This window comes from Alphaproteobacteria bacterium (assembly GCA_017308135.1).
Lineage (GTDB): Bacteria > Pseudomonadota > Alphaproteobacteria > CACIAM-22H2 > CACIAM-22H2 > Tagaea.
Genome location: JAFKFM010000014.1, coordinates 41,104 through 56,567, shown reverse-complemented (window position 1 = coordinate 56,567; position 15,464 = coordinate 41,104). Strand labels below are relative to the sequence as shown.

Annotated in this window: 14 protein-coding genes; 3 read left to right on the top strand and 11 right to left on the bottom strand. The window is 58.0% G+C overall.

The features are described from left to right. Positions 1-16: 16 nt before the first annotated feature. The 4 genes from J0H39_23825 to J0H39_23810 form a co-directional block, all read right to left on the bottom strand. Entirely contained in the window at positions 17-2,410 is a 2,394-nt protein-coding gene (locus J0H39_23825; protein ID MBN9499788.1) for a xanthine dehydrogenase family protein, read from the bottom strand. Further along, positions 2,407-2,892 (bottom strand): (2Fe-2S)-binding protein, encoded by a 486-nt coding sequence (locus tag J0H39_23820; GenBank protein ID MBN9499787.1) that lies wholly within the window; start codon positions 2,890-2,892, stop codon positions 2,407-2,409. The genes J0H39_23825 and J0H39_23820 overlap by 4 nt, the downstream gene beginning before the upstream one ends. Then, positions 2,889-3,770, bottom strand: coding sequence for a xanthine dehydrogenase family protein subunit M (locus J0H39_23815; protein MBN9499786.1), 882 nt, complete (start codon positions 3,768-3,770; stop codon positions 2,889-2,891). The genes J0H39_23820 and J0H39_23815 overlap by 4 nt, the downstream gene beginning before the upstream one ends. Before the next feature lie 242 nt (positions 3,771-4,012). Further along, complete coding sequence (locus tag J0H39_23810) at positions 4,013-4,975, bottom strand: LysR family transcriptional regulator (GenBank protein ID MBN9499785.1); 963 nt, start codon at positions 4,973-4,975, stop codon at positions 4,013-4,015. Between the two features lie 100 nt (positions 4,976-5,075). On the opposite strand from J0H39_23810, the gene J0H39_23805 reads away from it, so the two are divergent. Genes J0H39_23805 through J0H39_23795 form a run of 3 tightly spaced genes read left to right on the top strand, consistent with a single transcriptional unit; the run spans position 5,076 to position 8,084 of the window. Next, positions 5,076-6,182: an LLM class flavin-dependent oxidoreductase gene (locus tag J0H39_23805; protein ID MBN9499784.1), complete on the top strand. Its 1,107-nt coding sequence runs from the start codon at positions 5,076-5,078 to the stop codon at positions 6,180-6,182. 17 nt (positions 6,183-6,199) lie between these two features. Further along, positions 6,200-7,075: a polysaccharide deacetylase family protein gene (locus J0H39_23800; protein MBN9499783.1), complete on the top strand. Its 876-nt coding sequence runs from the start codon at positions 6,200-6,202 to the stop codon at positions 7,073-7,075. Between the two features lie 19 nt (positions 7,076-7,094). Further along, positions 7,095-8,084 (top strand): Gfo/Idh/MocA family oxidoreductase, encoded by a 990-nt coding sequence (locus J0H39_23795; protein ID MBN9499782.1) that lies wholly within the window; start codon positions 7,095-7,097, stop codon positions 8,082-8,084. On the opposite strand, the gene J0H39_23790 is transcribed toward J0H39_23795, so the two are convergent. The 7 genes from J0H39_23790 to J0H39_23760 form a co-directional block, all read right to left on the bottom strand. Beyond that, the gene (locus J0H39_23790; protein MBN9499781.1) at positions 8,052-8,753 is read right to left on the bottom strand and encodes a TetR/AcrR family transcriptional regulator; all 702 of its coding nucleotides are present in this window, start codon (positions 8,751-8,753) and stop codon (positions 8,052-8,054) included. The two genes, J0H39_23795 and J0H39_23790, sit on opposite strands and share 33 nt — an antisense overlap. 14 nt (positions 8,754-8,767) lie before the next feature. Continuing rightward, complete coding sequence (locus J0H39_23785; GenBank protein ID MBN9499780.1) at positions 8,768-9,307, bottom strand: flavin reductase family protein; 540 nt, start codon at positions 9,305-9,307, stop codon at positions 8,768-8,770. 10 nt (positions 9,308-9,317) lie between these two features. Next, entirely contained in the window at positions 9,318-10,538 is a 1,221-nt protein-coding gene (locus tag J0H39_23780) for an acyl-CoA dehydrogenase (GenBank protein MBN9499779.1), read from the bottom strand. A 17-nt stretch (positions 10,539-10,555) separates the two neighbouring features. After that, positions 10,556-11,065, bottom strand: a complete 510-nt coding sequence (locus J0H39_23775; GenBank protein MBN9499778.1) for a VOC family protein — start codon at positions 11,063-11,065, stop codon at positions 10,556-10,558. 173 nt (positions 11,066-11,238) lie between these two features. Then, positions 11,239-12,072, bottom strand: a complete 834-nt coding sequence (locus tag J0H39_23770) for a 3-keto-5-aminohexanoate cleavage protein (protein ID MBN9499777.1) — start codon at positions 12,070-12,072, stop codon at positions 11,239-11,241. A gap of 56 nt (positions 12,073-12,128) precedes the next feature. Beyond that, on the bottom strand, positions 12,129-13,031 hold the full coding sequence (locus tag J0H39_23765) for an NAD(P)-dependent oxidoreductase (GenBank protein MBN9499776.1): 903 nt from the start codon (positions 13,029-13,031) through the stop codon (positions 12,129-12,131). Positions 13,032-13,539: 508 nt separating this feature from the next. After that, positions 13,540-15,252 (bottom strand): GMC family oxidoreductase N-terminal domain-containing protein, encoded by a 1,713-nt coding sequence (locus J0H39_23760; protein MBN9499775.1) that lies wholly within the window; start codon positions 15,250-15,252, stop codon positions 13,540-13,542. Positions 15,253-15,464 lie beyond the last annotated feature (212 nt).

Sequence of the window (15,464 nt, the reverse complement as noted above, 5' to 3'; positions counted from 1 at the left end):
TCGTTTCTAGTGTTGATTAGATGCGTCCGAGAGCAGTGAGAATGATCTTTGGCGTCAGCGGAATTTCAGTGATCGTGACGTTGAAAGGAGCCAGAGCGTCGTTCACGCCGTTGGCAACAACGGCAGCAGCCGCTGCAGTTCCAGCCTCTCCAGCGCCCTTGGCGCCGAGTTCGCCATCCAGCGTCGGCGACACGATATGCCCGACCTCGATGTCCGGCATCTCGCCCGCCATCGGCACCAGATAGTCGGCCATATTGGCGTTCGTGAGCTGTCCGCGCTCATCGTAAATGCAATGCTCGTACAAAGCAGCGCCGAGCCCCTGAACCACGCCGCCGCGAATTTGTTCATCCACGAGTTGAGGATTAATAACGGTGCCGCAATCCTCGACTACCCAATGCTTCAAAAGCTTGATGAAACCGCTTTGCGGATCGACTTCAAGCCACGAGGCTTGCACACCATTGGTGAATGCAAAAGGATATTCGCGCGGCACGAAATGACGCGTCGCCATTAGTTCGGGCTGAATTCCGGGCGGCAGCGTGTCGGGACGGAAATAAACGATCCGCGCCAGCTCATTCAGTTCGATGCGAGGTTGCTCGTCCGCGATATCGACCACGGCATTGTTGACGATATCGAGGTCGTCAGGCCTCGCCTGAAGAATGGCGGAGGCAACATCCAGAATATTTTTGCGCAGTACCTTCGCAGCCTGCAGCGCCGCTTCGCCGCCGATGCCGGCTCCACGCGATGCCCACGTTCCGCCGCCATACGGCGTGTTGTCCGTATCCCCCAGGATCACGCGAACGCGTTCCATGGAGACACCAAGCACGCTTCCGACGATCTGGGCGGTGAGAGATTCAGACCCCTGCCCCTGCTCCGTGATACTGGTCTGGCAGATTACCCGACCGGTCGCATCGAGGCGGACGGCAACGCCATCCTGCGAGGAGATTCTGGCACCGCCCACGCCATAGAACGCGGCGCTTGGATTGGTCACTTCAATGAAGCTTGCAACGCCGATGCCGCGATAAATTCCTTCCTTGCGCAGCTCCGCCTGTTCGGCGCGCAACGCGTCGTAGTTCATCATCTTGATCAGCTTGTCGAGCGACGCGTGGTGCGACAGTGCCTCGAACTTGAGCCCGGATGGCGATCCACAGGGATAGGCATCATCCGCGATCAGATTGCGCCGACGGATTTCAACGGGATCCATGCCAATCCGCTGCGCTGCCTGATCAACCAGTCCTTCCGTGATCGAGCATGCGATGGGATGACCAACGCCGCGATACTGACAGGTGACGTTTTTGTTCTGAAACACCACGCGCGTCCGCGCGCGATAATTCGGTGTCTTATAGGGACCCCCGACCAGATTCACGACCTGATTGGCTTCGATGGCGCTGGTGCGCGGGTACATCGAATATGGACCGATGCCGGTCACGTCGTCGATCTCGAATGCGTTGATCGTTCCATCCCTGCTGACACCGATGCGGGCCTTGCAGGCATGATCACGGGCATGAATGTCGGTGTTAAAGCTCTCGACCCGGTCGGCAACGAACTTGACGGGACGGCGCAACAGCTTCGACAGTGCCATCGTCGCCATCTCGTCGGCATAGATGTGCACCTTGATGCCGAACGACCCGCCGACGTCTTTACACACCACGCGCACCTGCGCCTCATCAAGGCCGAGATGAAGCGCCGCAATATTCTGCACCATGTGGGGCGCCTGCGTGCCCAGATAGACAGTCAGACGCTCGTCGCCCGGATTCCAATCAGCAAGAACCGAGCGCGGCTCGAGCGTCACTCCGGTATGGCGGCCGAAAACAAATTCGGTTTCGATAATCTCATCGGAATCCTTGAAAGCCTGATCCACCGCTCCGGCATCAAGATTGCGTTCGAAAGCGAGATTGTCACCCAGCACCGAATGAATCACTGGTGTATCGGGATCAAGCGCGGTCCGCATATCGGTGACCGGGATAAGCTCCTCGTAATCCACCGATACGGCTTCCGCAGCGTCTTCTGCGATCGCGCGACTGGTTGCGACGATCGCGGCAACGGCTTCGCCTTGCCAGCAGGCACGATCCACTGCAATGGCGTGCTGCGGAGCCGACTTGAGCCCCTTCAAATGCGACAATACGCCAACCCATGGCGTGATGACGTTCGCCAGTTCCGCTCCGGTAACAACGGCAATGACTCCGGGCATGGCTTTCGCCGCGGCCGTATCGATATTCAGAATCCGGGCATGCGCATACGGCGATCGCAGAAAGACAGCGTGTGCCATGCGCGGCAGCACCATGTCGCTCACATACTGTCCACGCCCCTGCATCAGCCGGTCGAGATTCGGGCGCGGCACCGTTTTCCCAATGTAGGAATTCGGGCGGTCCAATATGGAAAGTCCAGATTTGTTGTCAGCCTTTCCGTTCATCGCGCCTGCTCCGAGCGCGCGCGCGCCGTCGCCTGAACCGCATCGATAATCGCGTGATAGCCGGTACACCGGCAGTAATTGCCGGACAGATGCTCGCGAATCTGCTCGCGATCCGCATCCGGCTCATGGATCAGGATGTCCTGCGCCGCCATCAGCATGCCCGGCGTGCAATACCCGCACTGGAGAGCATTGCGCTGACGGAAAGCCTCCTGCAGGTCGGATACCTCACCACTGTCTGAAAGCCCCTCGATGGTCTGCACGACAGCGCCGTCGGCCTGAACCGCGAGCAACAAACAGGCACGAATGATGTCGCCATTGACGCGCACCGTGCACGCTCCACAAACACCATGCTCGCAACCCACATGAGTTCCGGTAAGACCGAGATGATCACGCAGAAAGTCAGCCAGATTCATGCGCGGCAAAACCTGCGCCGAGATACGCTCGCCATTGACTGAGAGTGAGATGGCTGCCGGATCGCTCACGCCAATGCCCTCGTCTCAAGATCCGGCCGCCCCAACAACTTCGAGACGCACTGCGCCATTAATTGACGGGCGAGATAGCGTCGCATTTCGACTGTTGCCTGCTGATCTTCCTGCGGATCGAGTTCAGAATCGAGCGCGCCCTGAGCCTCGGCAAGGACCGTCGCAGTGACAGGCCGGCCAACCAGAACCTTGGAGGCTTTCACAAGAGTCGCCTTTTCGCCGACGGCGAAATAACCCAACCGCAAATCCGTCAGCACATCGCCCTCGCGGGTGCCGGATGCCGCCAGACCGACAATGGCGTAGTCGCCCTTGCGGCGCGCATACTCATGAAAGAAATGGACTGTGTTGGGTTTCGCGACCGGGATTTCAATCGCGATCAACAACTCTTCCGGCGTCAGAACGGTTTCATAGATGCCAGTAAAGAAGTCCGCGGCTTTAACGCGGCGCTCGCCATCCGCGCTGCGCGCAAGAATCTCCGCGTCTAGCGCGATCACGCATGCCGGAAGCTCCGATGCCGGATCAGCATGCGCAAGACTTCCGCCGAACGTTCCCTTGTTACGAATTGCGGGATGAGCGACATGCGCAATCGCTTCAGTCAGGAGCGGCGCGTGTTTGGCAATGTCAGCCGATCGCAGCACATCCACATGACGTGTCAGCGCGCCGATTCTCAGGACGCCGTCCGTTACGCCAACTCCGCGCAATTCTGTCAGCGCGCCGATATCCACCAGCAAATCGGGAGCTGAAAGCCTCAAATTCAAGGCCGGCATCAGACTCTGTCCTCCAGACAGAACCTTTGTCTGGTCGCCGTGCCGGGCGAGCAACTGCAATGCGTCAACGACGCTCGAAGCACGCGCATAGCTGAAAGCCGAAGCTTTCATTCCGGCAACCTCCCCTCGCCTCATTTCGTAATGATGGGCTTCCCGAATGATTAGACGGCGCTACACCGAAAGGTCAAGCGTTGTTTATCGAACGATTATTACGTGACCCCGCGCCAGATGTCGCACCGGCTCAATAACCGCAGCTGTTTCGGTTGATCCAATCATCGCGAAACAGCACGAACAAGACAAAGTGACGGTTAAGGACTTCTACTTCGCCACGGAATTTCCGCGTTGCACAAATTCTACCGGCGGCGTGTCGGCCGTTTTGTCTGATGCCGCGAAGACTTTTGCAGGTTCGCGCGTTCTTGAAACAGCAGGTGCGACTTTTCAGCTTCCCTCTTGAGAATATCCGCGAACAAAGCGGCTGCAGGCGACATGGCCTTGCGTGCGGGCTCGATCAAAACGAATTCTGAATAGAACGGCGGATCTTCAAGCGGCCGCACGTCGAACTGATCACCATCGAGGTCGGACACCATCATGACGAATGGAAGAATGGCGACCCAATCGCTCGCTGCCACAAATTGAAGCGTTCCCATCATGGCATCCAATTCCAGCCGTTGCGCGACGTTTACGCGGTTGACGCTGAAGTATGTCTCGATATTACGCCGGCGCGTATTCTGAAGGCCTGGCAGCACGACTTTCAGCGGCCCCAGTTCGGACAGCTTTACGGGCTCGAGGTTTCTCGTTTTCCCCCGTTTGGCACTGACCAGCATCTCCCGATCTCGCGCCAGAAGCCGGTGCGCAATACCGGTTGTTCCCTCGAACGCAGGTACAATGGCAAAGTCCAGTTCACCCTTCAGGATCATCTCGGTCAGCACACCCGAATAGGCTTCGGTGACGCTGATCTCCGAACCCGGCGCGGCCGCAAGAAACTTGTCCAGTGCGGGTGCAAGTACCGATCTGGTGAATGTCGGCATCAAGCCGACACGGATCGCTCCGCGAATGTGGTGAACCGCGACACTCTGCTGCGCCGCTTCGAGCTTCTTCAGAATCTCGACACACTCACGGTAATAGAGCTTTCCCGCCAGCGTCGACTCGACGTCGCGACCCTCGCGGATCAGCAACGCAGTGCCAAGTTCCGTCTCAAGCTGCTTGAGGTGCTGCGAAATCCCGGACTGTGTCGCCCCCTCGCGCTTCGCCGCCGCCGTAAACGAACCCTCTTCATAGACCGCAACGAAGGACCTGATTTGTCGAAGCGAAATCATCTATCAAATTTCCTAATGCTAAATAGTACGAATAATCATTTTTCTAATAGATCACAATCGCTACCCTGTAATCAGCCAATTGCAGAGAGGGAAGCGCACCATGAACATCGGCTTTTTCACGATGCCGATCCATCCGCTGGACAAAGACTGGCGGCAATCGCTCGCGGAGGATCGTGAGGCATTCCTGCTCGCCGACGAACTCGGATTCACGGAGGCCTATGTCGGCGAGCACGTGACCGACAAGGCGGAGAACATCACATCGTGCGTCACGTTTCTGGCGTGGATCGCGGCCGCAACCAAACAGATCAGGCTTGGCACCGGCACCGTCAACATGCCCAATACCCATCCGGCGACCGTCGCGGCGACTATCGCCATGCTGGATCACATGATGGACGGCCGTTTGATTTTCGGGATCAGCCCCGGCGGCCTGCTGTCGGACGCAGAGCTTTTCGGCAACCTCGACTTCAATCGCAACGAGATGTTTCTCGAAGCCATCAACCAGGTGCTTGCCATCTGGTCAGGTGAACCGCCGTACAATCTTCAGGGAAAATACTGGACGGTGTCGACGCAGCGGACGCAGATCAAGGAAATCGGCCAAGGCTATATTCCCCGCCCCCTGCAGCGTCCGCATCCACCTATCGTGGTCACCGCCGTCGCGCCATTCTCGAAGGGCGTCACCGAGGCAGCCGTCCGCGGCTGGGACCCGATCTCGGCAAACTTCCTGATGCCAGCCTGGGTGAAAAGCCATTGGCCGAAATATGTTGAAGGCTGCGAGCGCGGCGGCCGCCCTGCCGATCCCGCCAACTGGCGCGTTGCAAAGAGCGTATTCGTCGCTGACGATGCAGTGACCGCCAAGGCCTATGCGACCGATCCGAATGGCCCTTACGTGAACTACTATCGATCGTTGTTCACCAAGCTGAAGAAGAACGGCCGCATCGAATTGTTCAAAACTCACCGTGATCAGCCCGACGACGAGGTTACGCTCGAAATGATCTGCGACAAGCTGATCATTTATGGCACGCCTGACAGCGTCGCCGATCAGATCCTTGCATTTCAGGACGAAGTTGGCACATTCGGGACGCTGCTCTACGCCGGCAAGGATTGGAAAGATCGCGAGCTTGGGCGTAAATCCATGATCCTGGCAGCGGAGAAGGTCATGCCGCTGGTGAACGCCGGTTCGCCAAAGCAAGCCAAGGCCGCAGAATAACAAAGCAAGGCATTCCATTGGCTCTTACCGATCGCGTCCCCTATCAAGCCCTGATCGACCGCCCCAAGCTGATGCTTCCCGGCGGAAAGAAGCTCGCGGTCTGGGTCATTCTCAATGTCGAGGAATGGCGCATCGAGAACCCGATGCCGCGCACGGTGCTCAGTCCACCTATGGGGCAACCGTTGCTTCCGGATGTTCCGAACTGGGCATGGCATGAATACGGCATGCGGGCGGGCTTCTGGCGTCAGTTCAAGGCGCTGACCGACAGGAATATTCCGACGACACTAGCCATCAACGGCAATGTCTGCACGTCCTATCCGCGCGTCGCCTCCGCGGCGCGCGAAGCCGGCTTCGAGTTCATGGGGCATGGGTTCCTGCAAGGCCCGATGCACAAAGTCGACAATCAGGGCGACGCCATCAAACGTGCCGTCGATACGATCGCAGAATTCACCGGCAAGGCTCCCCGCTCATGGGAAAGTCCCGGCCTGACCGAAACCGGCGAGACACTCGATCTGCTTCGCCAGAACGGAATCGAATATGTTGCGGATTGGGTCATCGACGATCTTCCGCAGGACATCGAAACGCCTCACGGAACGATCACGACAATTCCCTATACGGTCGAAACCAACGACATCGTCGTCCACGCGCTGCAGCACATGACCTCGGATCAGTTCCTGCGCCGCGGCATCGACCAGTTTGACCGGCTGTATCTCGAGGGTGAGGAGAACGCCCGCATCATGGCGATTTCGATCCACCCTTACATCACCGGTGTCCCGCACCGGATCAAATACCTCGAGCAACTGCTCGACTATGTGATCGGCCATGAGGGCGTTGCGCTGATGACCGCAAGCGAGATCGGCGACTGGTATCGCGGCCAGATGGCCAACATCTAAATCTGACGGAGCACTGTACATGATCCGGGCCGCCATCATCGGGCTGGGCTGGTGGGGACAAACCACCGCCAGCAGTCTCGCCAACAGCGATATTATCAAGCCGGTCCTTGGCATCGATCCGCTGGAAGCCATGCGTGCGAAGGGAGCGGCACTCGGCCTCGAAACATCCGCGCGTTTCGAAGATGCTCTGACGCGTTCCGATATCGGCGCGGTCATTCTCTGCACGCCGCAAGATCACCATGCCGGCCAGATCGAAGCCGCCGCCAAGGCAGGCCTTCATGTCTTTTGCGAGAAGCCGCTGTGCACAACGGCAAGCGATGCCGAGCGCGCGATCGCGGCGGTCAAGGCCGCAAAGGTTCAGCTCGGCATCGGTCACGAACGCCGTTTTGAACCTGCCGTGATCGAAATGCGTCGCCGGGTGGCGGACGGCGAATTCGGCAACCCGCTCGTGCTGGAAGGTAATTTCAGCCAGGACAAGTTTCTCAAACTGCCTCCCGACAACTGGCGCCTGTCGAACACCATCAATCCCGTTGGTCCGCTGTCCGCCACTGGCATTCATCTCGTGGATCTGTCGATTGCATTGCTCGGCAGGCCAACCCATGTGTGGGCGCGCCTCGCCACGCTCGGCAGCGACTTTGCGAACGGTGACACACTTTCGATCAGCATCGGGTTCGAAAACGGCACATCGGCGACACTGAACGCAGTTCTCGCCACGCCGTTTATGGGCCGTCTGGCGTTGCTCGGATCGAAAGGCTGGATGGAAATCCGGGATCGAACTCATCCGGAAAACCCAACCGGCTGGGATGTCACGCGCGTTCTGCGCGACCAGCAGCCTGAGGCTGCGTACTATCAACCGCATCCGGCGGTGCGCGACAATCTGGAAGCCTTTGGCCGCGCGGCACTCGGCGGGCCCGCCTACCCAGTCACCCATGACGAAATGCTCTCAAACGTCCGCACGTTCGAGGCCATTCAACGCTCAGCGAAGAGCGGCGGCATTGAGCCGGTTTGACTTCACAACAGGTTTTTTGACGTCGGGTCGCGAGGTTCGTGCAAAGCCAGCGAGATAGCCGTCGATCGCATTCGCGATCATCTCTTCCTTTTCCTGGAGAGGAACCATCTCGTAGATGTATCGGCGCACGCCGTAATAGAAGATACCGCCGTGGAAGACCCACGCCATCTCGATTTCGGTGGCAGTCGGCTTGGCCTGCGTCGGCAAGCCCGCTTCAAACCTGCATTCCTTGATAATGCGCGTCAGAATCTTGTCGCGGACGACACCGACATACCAGCGGTTGATATCGAGGCCTTTAAGGCCCGCGAACAGATAAATTCTCAGCCATTTTCGTGAGAAGATAACGTCGGTATACGTTTCATAGAATTGTATGAGGCGTTCCCTGATCGGGCGCGACCGGTCGGTGAGAAGCTTCTCCCAACCCGTATCAAGCGGTTCGAGGTAGACCTTGCGGTAGACCTCCTTGACCAATTCTTCCTTGCTCGGGAAGTAGCGGTACAACAGCGGCTGGGTGACGCCTAATCGTCGCGCCAGTTCACGCGTGCCCCCATCGAATCCCTCTTCCGAAAAGAACTCCGTTGCCTTGCGGACAAACTCCTGGCGCCGCTCTTCGGGAGACAGGCGCTTCTGTTTCACACGCGTAACGGATAGAGACGACTTTTTTGCCATAAAGACCTGCGGGATCATGCCCCGGGAACGAAACGACCAAAGTTGCCCCGCGCAAAAAGCAGCGGCGCGGCTTGGTTGTACGCATAAGCCTCCACCGCACCAAGGAAAATTACGTGGTCCCCCCCGTAATATCGGTCCGCTGTGCGACATTGAAACGTGGCAACGGCATCTGCCAGAACGGGCGCACCACCTAAACCCGGCTCCCACTTAACCCCTGCGAACTTGTCGTCGGAAGGCGTCGCAAACTGAGTTGCCAGGGATTGCTGGGAGGCGCCGAGTACATTGACAGAAAAGTGACTCGCGTCCTGAAAGATACTCATGCTCGGCGAATAGACCACCAGACTCCAGAGCACTAAAGGCGGATTGAGCGAAACCGAAGCAAACGAATTGCATGTCAGCCCCGCTTGCCGGCCATTCGGCGTCGCCGCCGTGATCACGGTGACACCGGTCGCAAAGGAGCCGAGGGCGGTGCGGAAGTCGCGCGGATCGATCGGAGAACTATCACTCGACAACTCGGTCCCGAATTCCGTCGGATCGTGTGAAACAGCGGCCATGTTCCACCCCTTAAAGGGTCAGATTTTCGGACGGCAGATTGAGCGCGACGCGGCCATAATTCGTGCCGGCGGCATCGAAACTGAACGCGATATGCGCATTGATTGCATGCGCATCGCGAAACTGCCGCTGCAGAGTCCCCGTCGTATAAAGGCCGCGGGCCCCGCTTGCCGAAAACAGCAATGAAACGGCCTCGGTGCACAAGTTCACCGCATAAGCGCCGTCCCGGCGATATTTCGTCTTCTCGGCAATCAGCGGAACATCTCCACGCCGGGCATCAGCCATCGCATCGATACAGGTCCGCCGCATGATGAGGCGGGCGGCATCGATCTTGGCCGACGCTTCCGCGACCTTGATTTGTGTCGTTTGCAAATCGCCCAGTTTGGCGCGGTTGTATGTTGACGCCCGATGCCGCGCGACCTCAACGTAGTCATCAAGACAGGCCTGCGCGTTGCCGAGCGCAGCGCCCGACAAAACGAATGGAAACAGCGAGAACACCGGAAGTGCAAAGAGCGGGCTGGGATTGACTGCGCTTCCCGGCGTCGGGCCACCCGCGACATCCCTGACGGCAAGCGTCATGTGCTCGGGAACAAACACATCCTTGACCTCGACGTCGTTGGACCCCGTGCCCTTCAGGCCGGTTGAATTCCAGGTATCGATGATCTTGTAGTCGTCGTGCTTCAACAGGAAGACGCGATACTCCACGCCGTCGGCGTCATCTTCTGATGAGACAATGCCGGCGAGCATATTCCAGGTGCTTGAATCCACGCCCGACGAAAACGGCCAACGCCCGGACAATTTGTAGCCGCCTTTTACACGGGTCGCGCGCCCCGCCGGAAATACGAACGATGACGCAATCAGAGTGTCAGCGCTCTCGTTCCAGATCAAATCCTGAGCCCGCTTGTCAAACATCCCGAGCATCCAGTGATGGCTCGCGAGATTTGCCAGATTCCATGCGACAGATGCATCGGCAAGACCAATGGCGTCGGCAAAATCGACCAGCGCAACATAGTCCAGTTCAGAGCCGCCCACGCGCTTTGGCTGCAAAATCCTGAACAAGCCCGCCGCATGGAGATCATTTTCCGTCTCCGGCGGAAGGCGGCGCATTTCCTCGGTTATCGCCGCACGTTCGCGCAGCTTTGGCACGAGCGCGTGGGCCCGCTGCAGCATCTCCGCATACAGATCGTCCTGACCGCTCGCATGCTGATCCAGTTCGTGCACGTTGCCTAACATCACAGCCTCTCTAACAATTACCGCGACGCAGCTTTTCCCGGCGCATTTGGCTTGATATGCGGCCGATCGAGATAGAGGGACGCCTTCAGGCCTTCATCGTCCTGGGTTGCAAACTCAGAGAGCAGTTTCATTTCCGGAATTCGCGAACGATCCAGTGTGTTCACATCCGGCCAGTCGATCTCAACCAGATTGCCGGCGGGATCGCGCAGATACATCTGCACGCAGCCGTCCGGCAGTTCATTCACAGAGTTGCGAAAAGCCTTGGAATCAAGCGCACCGATCGCCTTCGCCTTCTCGTAGGCGGCATGAAAGTCGTCCACATCGAGCGCGAAGTGCTGATAAACCGGAACACTGTCGTCCAGTTCGAAGATATGAAGCTGAAGGTTGCCGCACCGCAAGTATTTGGTCTTGAAGCCGAAATTGTAAGTGGGGATCAATTCCATGCCAAGGACGGCTTGATAGAAGCGAGCGGACTCTTCGAGGTCTCTCGCACCGATGGAAAGATGATTGAAACCGAGAACTTTCATGACTGGCACTCCCCAGAATTTGGTCACGCTTCTTGATTTATCACCCGATAAATAAAACAGCGGACATGTGAATGCAAGCAAATTGACTCCGGATGCGCCGCACAAAATGCGCCGCACAGCACCGCAGCGACACCAAGCCTGTAGGAATAACTGTGTAGGTTGTTGGTGAAAACCTAGTCGGGTTGTCCCAATGCTCTCAGGACATCGGCCCGCGACGAGGGGCGTCGGTGAATACCGCTCAATGCGGACCGCAAATCCCCAACACGCTCCGCATTGCTTTCCGCGCGCGTGCCATCCGCATTGATAAAACTGTTCTCAAACCCGATCCGGCAATGTCCGCCCATAGCCGCGGAAGCAACAAGCGACGCGGTTTCTGATTCTCCAAAAGCACACACCCACCAGTCAAACCGCGCCACCCCTCCACTCTCGCGAACCTTCGCAACAAACGGAGCCAGCTCTGCAGGGTCACTCTCCTGATCCGCCGCATAGCGCCCGAGCGGAAAAATGACCGAATGGCGATGGCCTGGAATAATTCCACGCCCGATCAAATCGAGAAGATGATCGAACTCGTTTGCCGCATAAACGATGTGCTGAACTGCGATACGTTGCTCATGGGCCCAGTGATACAGCGCCGCGGCAGCAGCTTCGGATTCAGCATCCGGAATCAGTTCTTTCGTGGCAATACTGACCGCCTCGGGCCTAGCCGCGCGAACTACCGCAATCTGTTCGTGCGGCTTGAACATGCCAACGGCCTCGGTCGTGATCTGAATCACGAATTCCGAACCTGTCGCCCGCCGCACAGCATCGGTTGCGGCCAGATAGCGCGCTGCATCGAGTGTATGCCGTCCGTTGTCATCGCGGACATGCATATGAATGGCCTGCGCGCCGGCGGCCTGGCAGGCATGAGCTTCCTTTGCGATTGCATCGGCCGTCAGAGGCAGATTGGGATGATCGGCGTAGCCCTTGCGCGCGCCATTCGGCGCAACCATGATTGCGAGATCGGCCATATCAGCCCAACCCTTTCGATAAGATATTTTCAGAACATAGATTGAGAGCGATTGACCTACGACGCCAATTTTTTGCGATTAATTCCATGCATCGTTTCAAGAACGGCACATACCGCGGCGGTATCCTGCTCTCTGCGGCCAAGGGCAGCACCGGCATGATAGATTTGCGACGCTGCGGCATAGACCGGAAGCGCACAATCGAAGCTGTCAGCAAAGGAATCGATGATCGCAATATCCTTGAGCTGCATGCGGATGGTAGCCGTCGGCACGTCATAGTTCTCATCGCGCATCAACGGACCGCGCATCTGAAACATGCGGGACGTTCCGGCACTGTCAGCAAGCGTATCGTAAACCAGCGACGGCTCGATCCCCGCCTTGATGCCGAGAACCATTGCTTCCGCCGCCGCGACATTGTGGATCGTCACGAGATGGTTGGCGATGTACTTCATGACGCTGCCGCGGCCGAATGAGCCGAGGTAGTGCTGAACGCGCGACATGCCGGCAAATACCTCGGAGCAGCGATCGAACGCCTCTTTGTCGCCACTCCCCAGAATAACGAGATCCTTGTTCACGGCTTGCGCGCCAGTGCCGCTGATCGGGCAATCGAGCAAGATCTTACCATGCCTCTCCATTTCATCGTGAGTCGCCCGCTTGATATCCAGCGGAAGCGTCGAACATTCGATGACGATCTGCCCTATTCCCGCTGCCTTGGCGACGCCTGTATCTCCACCAATGACGTCGGTCAGCGCCTCGGCCTTGGGTAGCGACATTATAATGATGGGCGCAGTTTCCGCGACGGCGCGTGGCGATGCCAGCGCACGGCCGCCAATCTCTTCAAGCCGCGCGATGGCCTGCGGAACAGGATCGTAACCAACGACATCGAAGCCGGCCTGACACAGATTGCGCGCCATGGCCGTCCCCATGATGCCAACACCGACAATACCAACGCTCTTGTTCATTCCACGCGCCTTGCTCTGGAGAAAACGACCGTGAATTCTCTATTGAGCATAACCTGCGTGGCCGTCAATGCCGGCACTTGTCCACTGTCAATGAATTGAAACGGGCGGCCCGCACGGCGATGCACCGCTCGCGTCAAAGCGACGATCCTTTTCGGCGAAAGCCGTTCCGCATGGTGGCTGTTAGGTCAACGCTTGGCGGGTGAGCTAAATCACAAACATCGGGGTAGCGAAACGGCCATCAGACTTCGACCCCACGCAGCCTCGATCGAATCGTGGTGATGACCGACAAGAATCTTGTCGAGCAAAGTTCTCCGATGTGTTGCTGAATAGGAAGCGCACCTACCATACCAAGGTCAACCGGGAGATCAGGACGATGTCACTCGAGACCGGCTGATCATCCAGCCTTCCCCGGTCCGGATGATCACTTCTGCCATTTCGACGCCAGACTCAGCCATATCGTCGGCAGCGAATGCGCTGCCGTTGTATCTGGTGGATAAATGCCACCAATCTAAGCGAAACGATCTTCCGCGCCCCTTAGCAAAGTCTCAGAAATTTTCTCGGCGATCATGATCGTCGGAATATTCGTATTTGCTGTCGGCAAGCGTGGCATGACAGACGCGTCCGCCACATAGAGGTTCTCTGTCGCGATCACCTGCCCTGCGGAGTCCACCACTGCCATCGGATCGGATGGGTCGCCCATCCGGCATGTCCCGCTCGGATGCCAGACGCCAAAAACGCTTCGTCGGACAAAATCCTCAAGGGCGGCATCATCAGACAAGATGTCAGCGAATGCCTTGCCGTTCAGCAGGATCGCTTTGACCATCGCATGGCGTATCGCGGCCGGAACATCCAGCATCATTCCAAGAATGGCGGCCAACATCTTATTTGAGCGGTTAAAGCGGCTCAGCCGCTTGATACGCGGCGAGAATGATGCCGGAAAGAAATCTTCGGAAGCAGCATTAAGCGTCGGCACTACAACAAGGCGCGCAAGGAGCCGCACTGCATCCATCATCCGGTCAAGATCTCGCTTGTCAGCGAGCAGATTGAGATCGACATCGGGATATATCGTCGGATCAGCCGACCGGAGCGCAACGCGGCCCGCCGAATGCGGCTGATTGCACCAGAGAAAGTAAAGGCCGAGGCGCTTACCGAGCCCATGCCATCCGCCTCGCGCTGATGCGGTGACATACATATCCGATGCCTCGGCTCCCGCAACTTGCGATGAATAACGCAGCGCCACAAAGCTCGCACGGCGAACCGACATCGGCAGACGGAGATGAGGCGGCAGGAACTGGCAAAACGTTAGCGCCGGGTGATCGCGAAGATTTTCTCCGACACCCGGTAAAGCGACCTGCACATCAATCCCAAGATCACGCAGCGCCGTTGGAGACCCGATGCCGGCCCGCAACAAAATCGCGGGCGACTGCAGTGCGCCCGCTGTGATGATGACTCGTCCCGCCTCGACCACAACCTGCTGATTTGATCTAGTGATCTCGACTTGCGTAGCGCATGCGCCATTCATCACAAGCCGGTTGACCTGGCTGTCTGTCCATATCGTCAGATTGCCACGCTGACGCACCGAGTTATCGAGATAGGCCGCCGCTGATGAGACTCGCCGGTCGTTACGATTGGAGAAAGCAGGCGGATAAATGCCATCTTCGAAATCTGCATTCTGGTCTAGCCGATGCGGCAATCCGGTCGCGGCAAAGGCCTCGCCCACAGCGCGTCCGAATGCCGGCCAGTCTTCACGACGAATCCGGCGGATGGGAATTGGACCCTCAGCGCCGTGCGCCAGACCGCCGTAATCGAGGTCGGTTTCCAGCTTGCGGAAATAGGGCAGCACGTCGTCCCAGCCCCAACCTTTCGCGCCGAGATCGCGCCACCGATCATAATCGCGCGGAAGGCCGCGATTGGCGGCCTGCACGTTGATCGATGAGCCGCCGCCCATGACGCGGCCTTGTTCATAGGGCTTCACGATGGCAGGATTATTCCCCAGTCGTCCGGCCGCAGCCGAAAGGCCGGGCCAGACATAGCGATCGCCGAAAAACAGCGGCATCGGATAGCTGTCGAGAATTTCCTCCGGCGTGTTGTCCGGAGGCGTGTCCTGCCCGGCTTCGACAAGGAGAACGCGGCGGCGCCCGTTTGCGGACAAGCGGTTTGCGACAACACAGCCGGCTGAGCCGCCGCCGATAATGACGTCATCAAAACGAGCAGTGGTCATCGTCCAGGCCAATTTCCGTCAGGGCATCCGACAACATGCTGCTCTGACGATTCAGCCATCTGCCTCCCCTTCTTGATTGTTGCGCGTCGCAAGTTGGAGTGACGCGAGTTTGTTGCGCGCAGGCTAAGCAAGGCACAGCACCAAAAACAAATAATTGCTTTTGATTTTTTCCATCATTCGTCCTGATAGTGACGGCCGGCGCAAACGCTTAT

What these genes read in the sequence shown, in the direction of transcription:
- J0H39_23825 (MBN9499788.1), bottom strand. Translation starts at nt 2,410, where the DNA reads ATGAACGGAAAGGCTGACAACAAATCTGGACTTTCCATATTGGACCGC.
- J0H39_23815 (MBN9499786.1), bottom strand. Translation starts at nt 3,770, where the DNA reads ATGAAAGCTTCGGCTTTCAGCTATGCGCGTGCTTCGAGCGTCGTTGAC.
- J0H39_23810 (MBN9499785.1), bottom strand. Translation starts at nt 4,975, where the DNA reads ATGATTTCGCTTCGACAAATCAGGTCCTTCGTTGCGGTCTATGAAGAG.
- J0H39_23805 (MBN9499784.1), top strand. Translation starts at nt 5,076, where the DNA reads ATGAACATCGGCTTTTTCACGATGCCGATCCATCCGCTGGACAAAGAC.
- J0H39_23795 (MBN9499782.1), top strand. Translation starts at nt 7,095, where the DNA reads ATGATCCGGGCCGCCATCATCGGGCTGGGCTGGTGGGGACAAACCACC.
- J0H39_23790 (MBN9499781.1), bottom strand. Translation starts at nt 8,753, where the DNA reads ATGGCAAAAAAGTCGTCTCTATCCGTTACGCGTGTGAAACAGAAGCGC.
- J0H39_23785 (MBN9499780.1), bottom strand. Translation starts at nt 9,307, where the DNA reads ATGGCCGCTGTTTCACACGATCCGACGGAATTCGGGACCGAGTTGTCG.
- J0H39_23780 (MBN9499779.1), bottom strand. Translation starts at nt 10,538, where the DNA reads ATGTTAGGCAACGTGCACGAACTGGATCAGCATGCGAGCGGTCAGGAC.
- J0H39_23775 (MBN9499778.1), bottom strand. Translation starts at nt 11,065, where the DNA reads ATGAAAGTTCTCGGTTTCAATCATCTTTCCATCGGTGCGAGAGACCTC.
- J0H39_23770 (MBN9499777.1), bottom strand. Translation starts at nt 12,072, where the DNA reads ATGGCCGATCTCGCAATCATGGTTGCGCCGAATGGCGCGCGCAAGGGC.
- J0H39_23765 (MBN9499776.1), bottom strand. Translation starts at nt 13,031, where the DNA reads ATGAACAAGAGCGTTGGTATTGTCGGTGTTGGCATCATGGGGACGGCC.
- J0H39_23760 (MBN9499775.1), bottom strand. Translation starts at nt 15,252, where the DNA reads ATGACCACTGCTCGTTTTGATGACGTCATTATCGGCGGCGGCTCAGCC.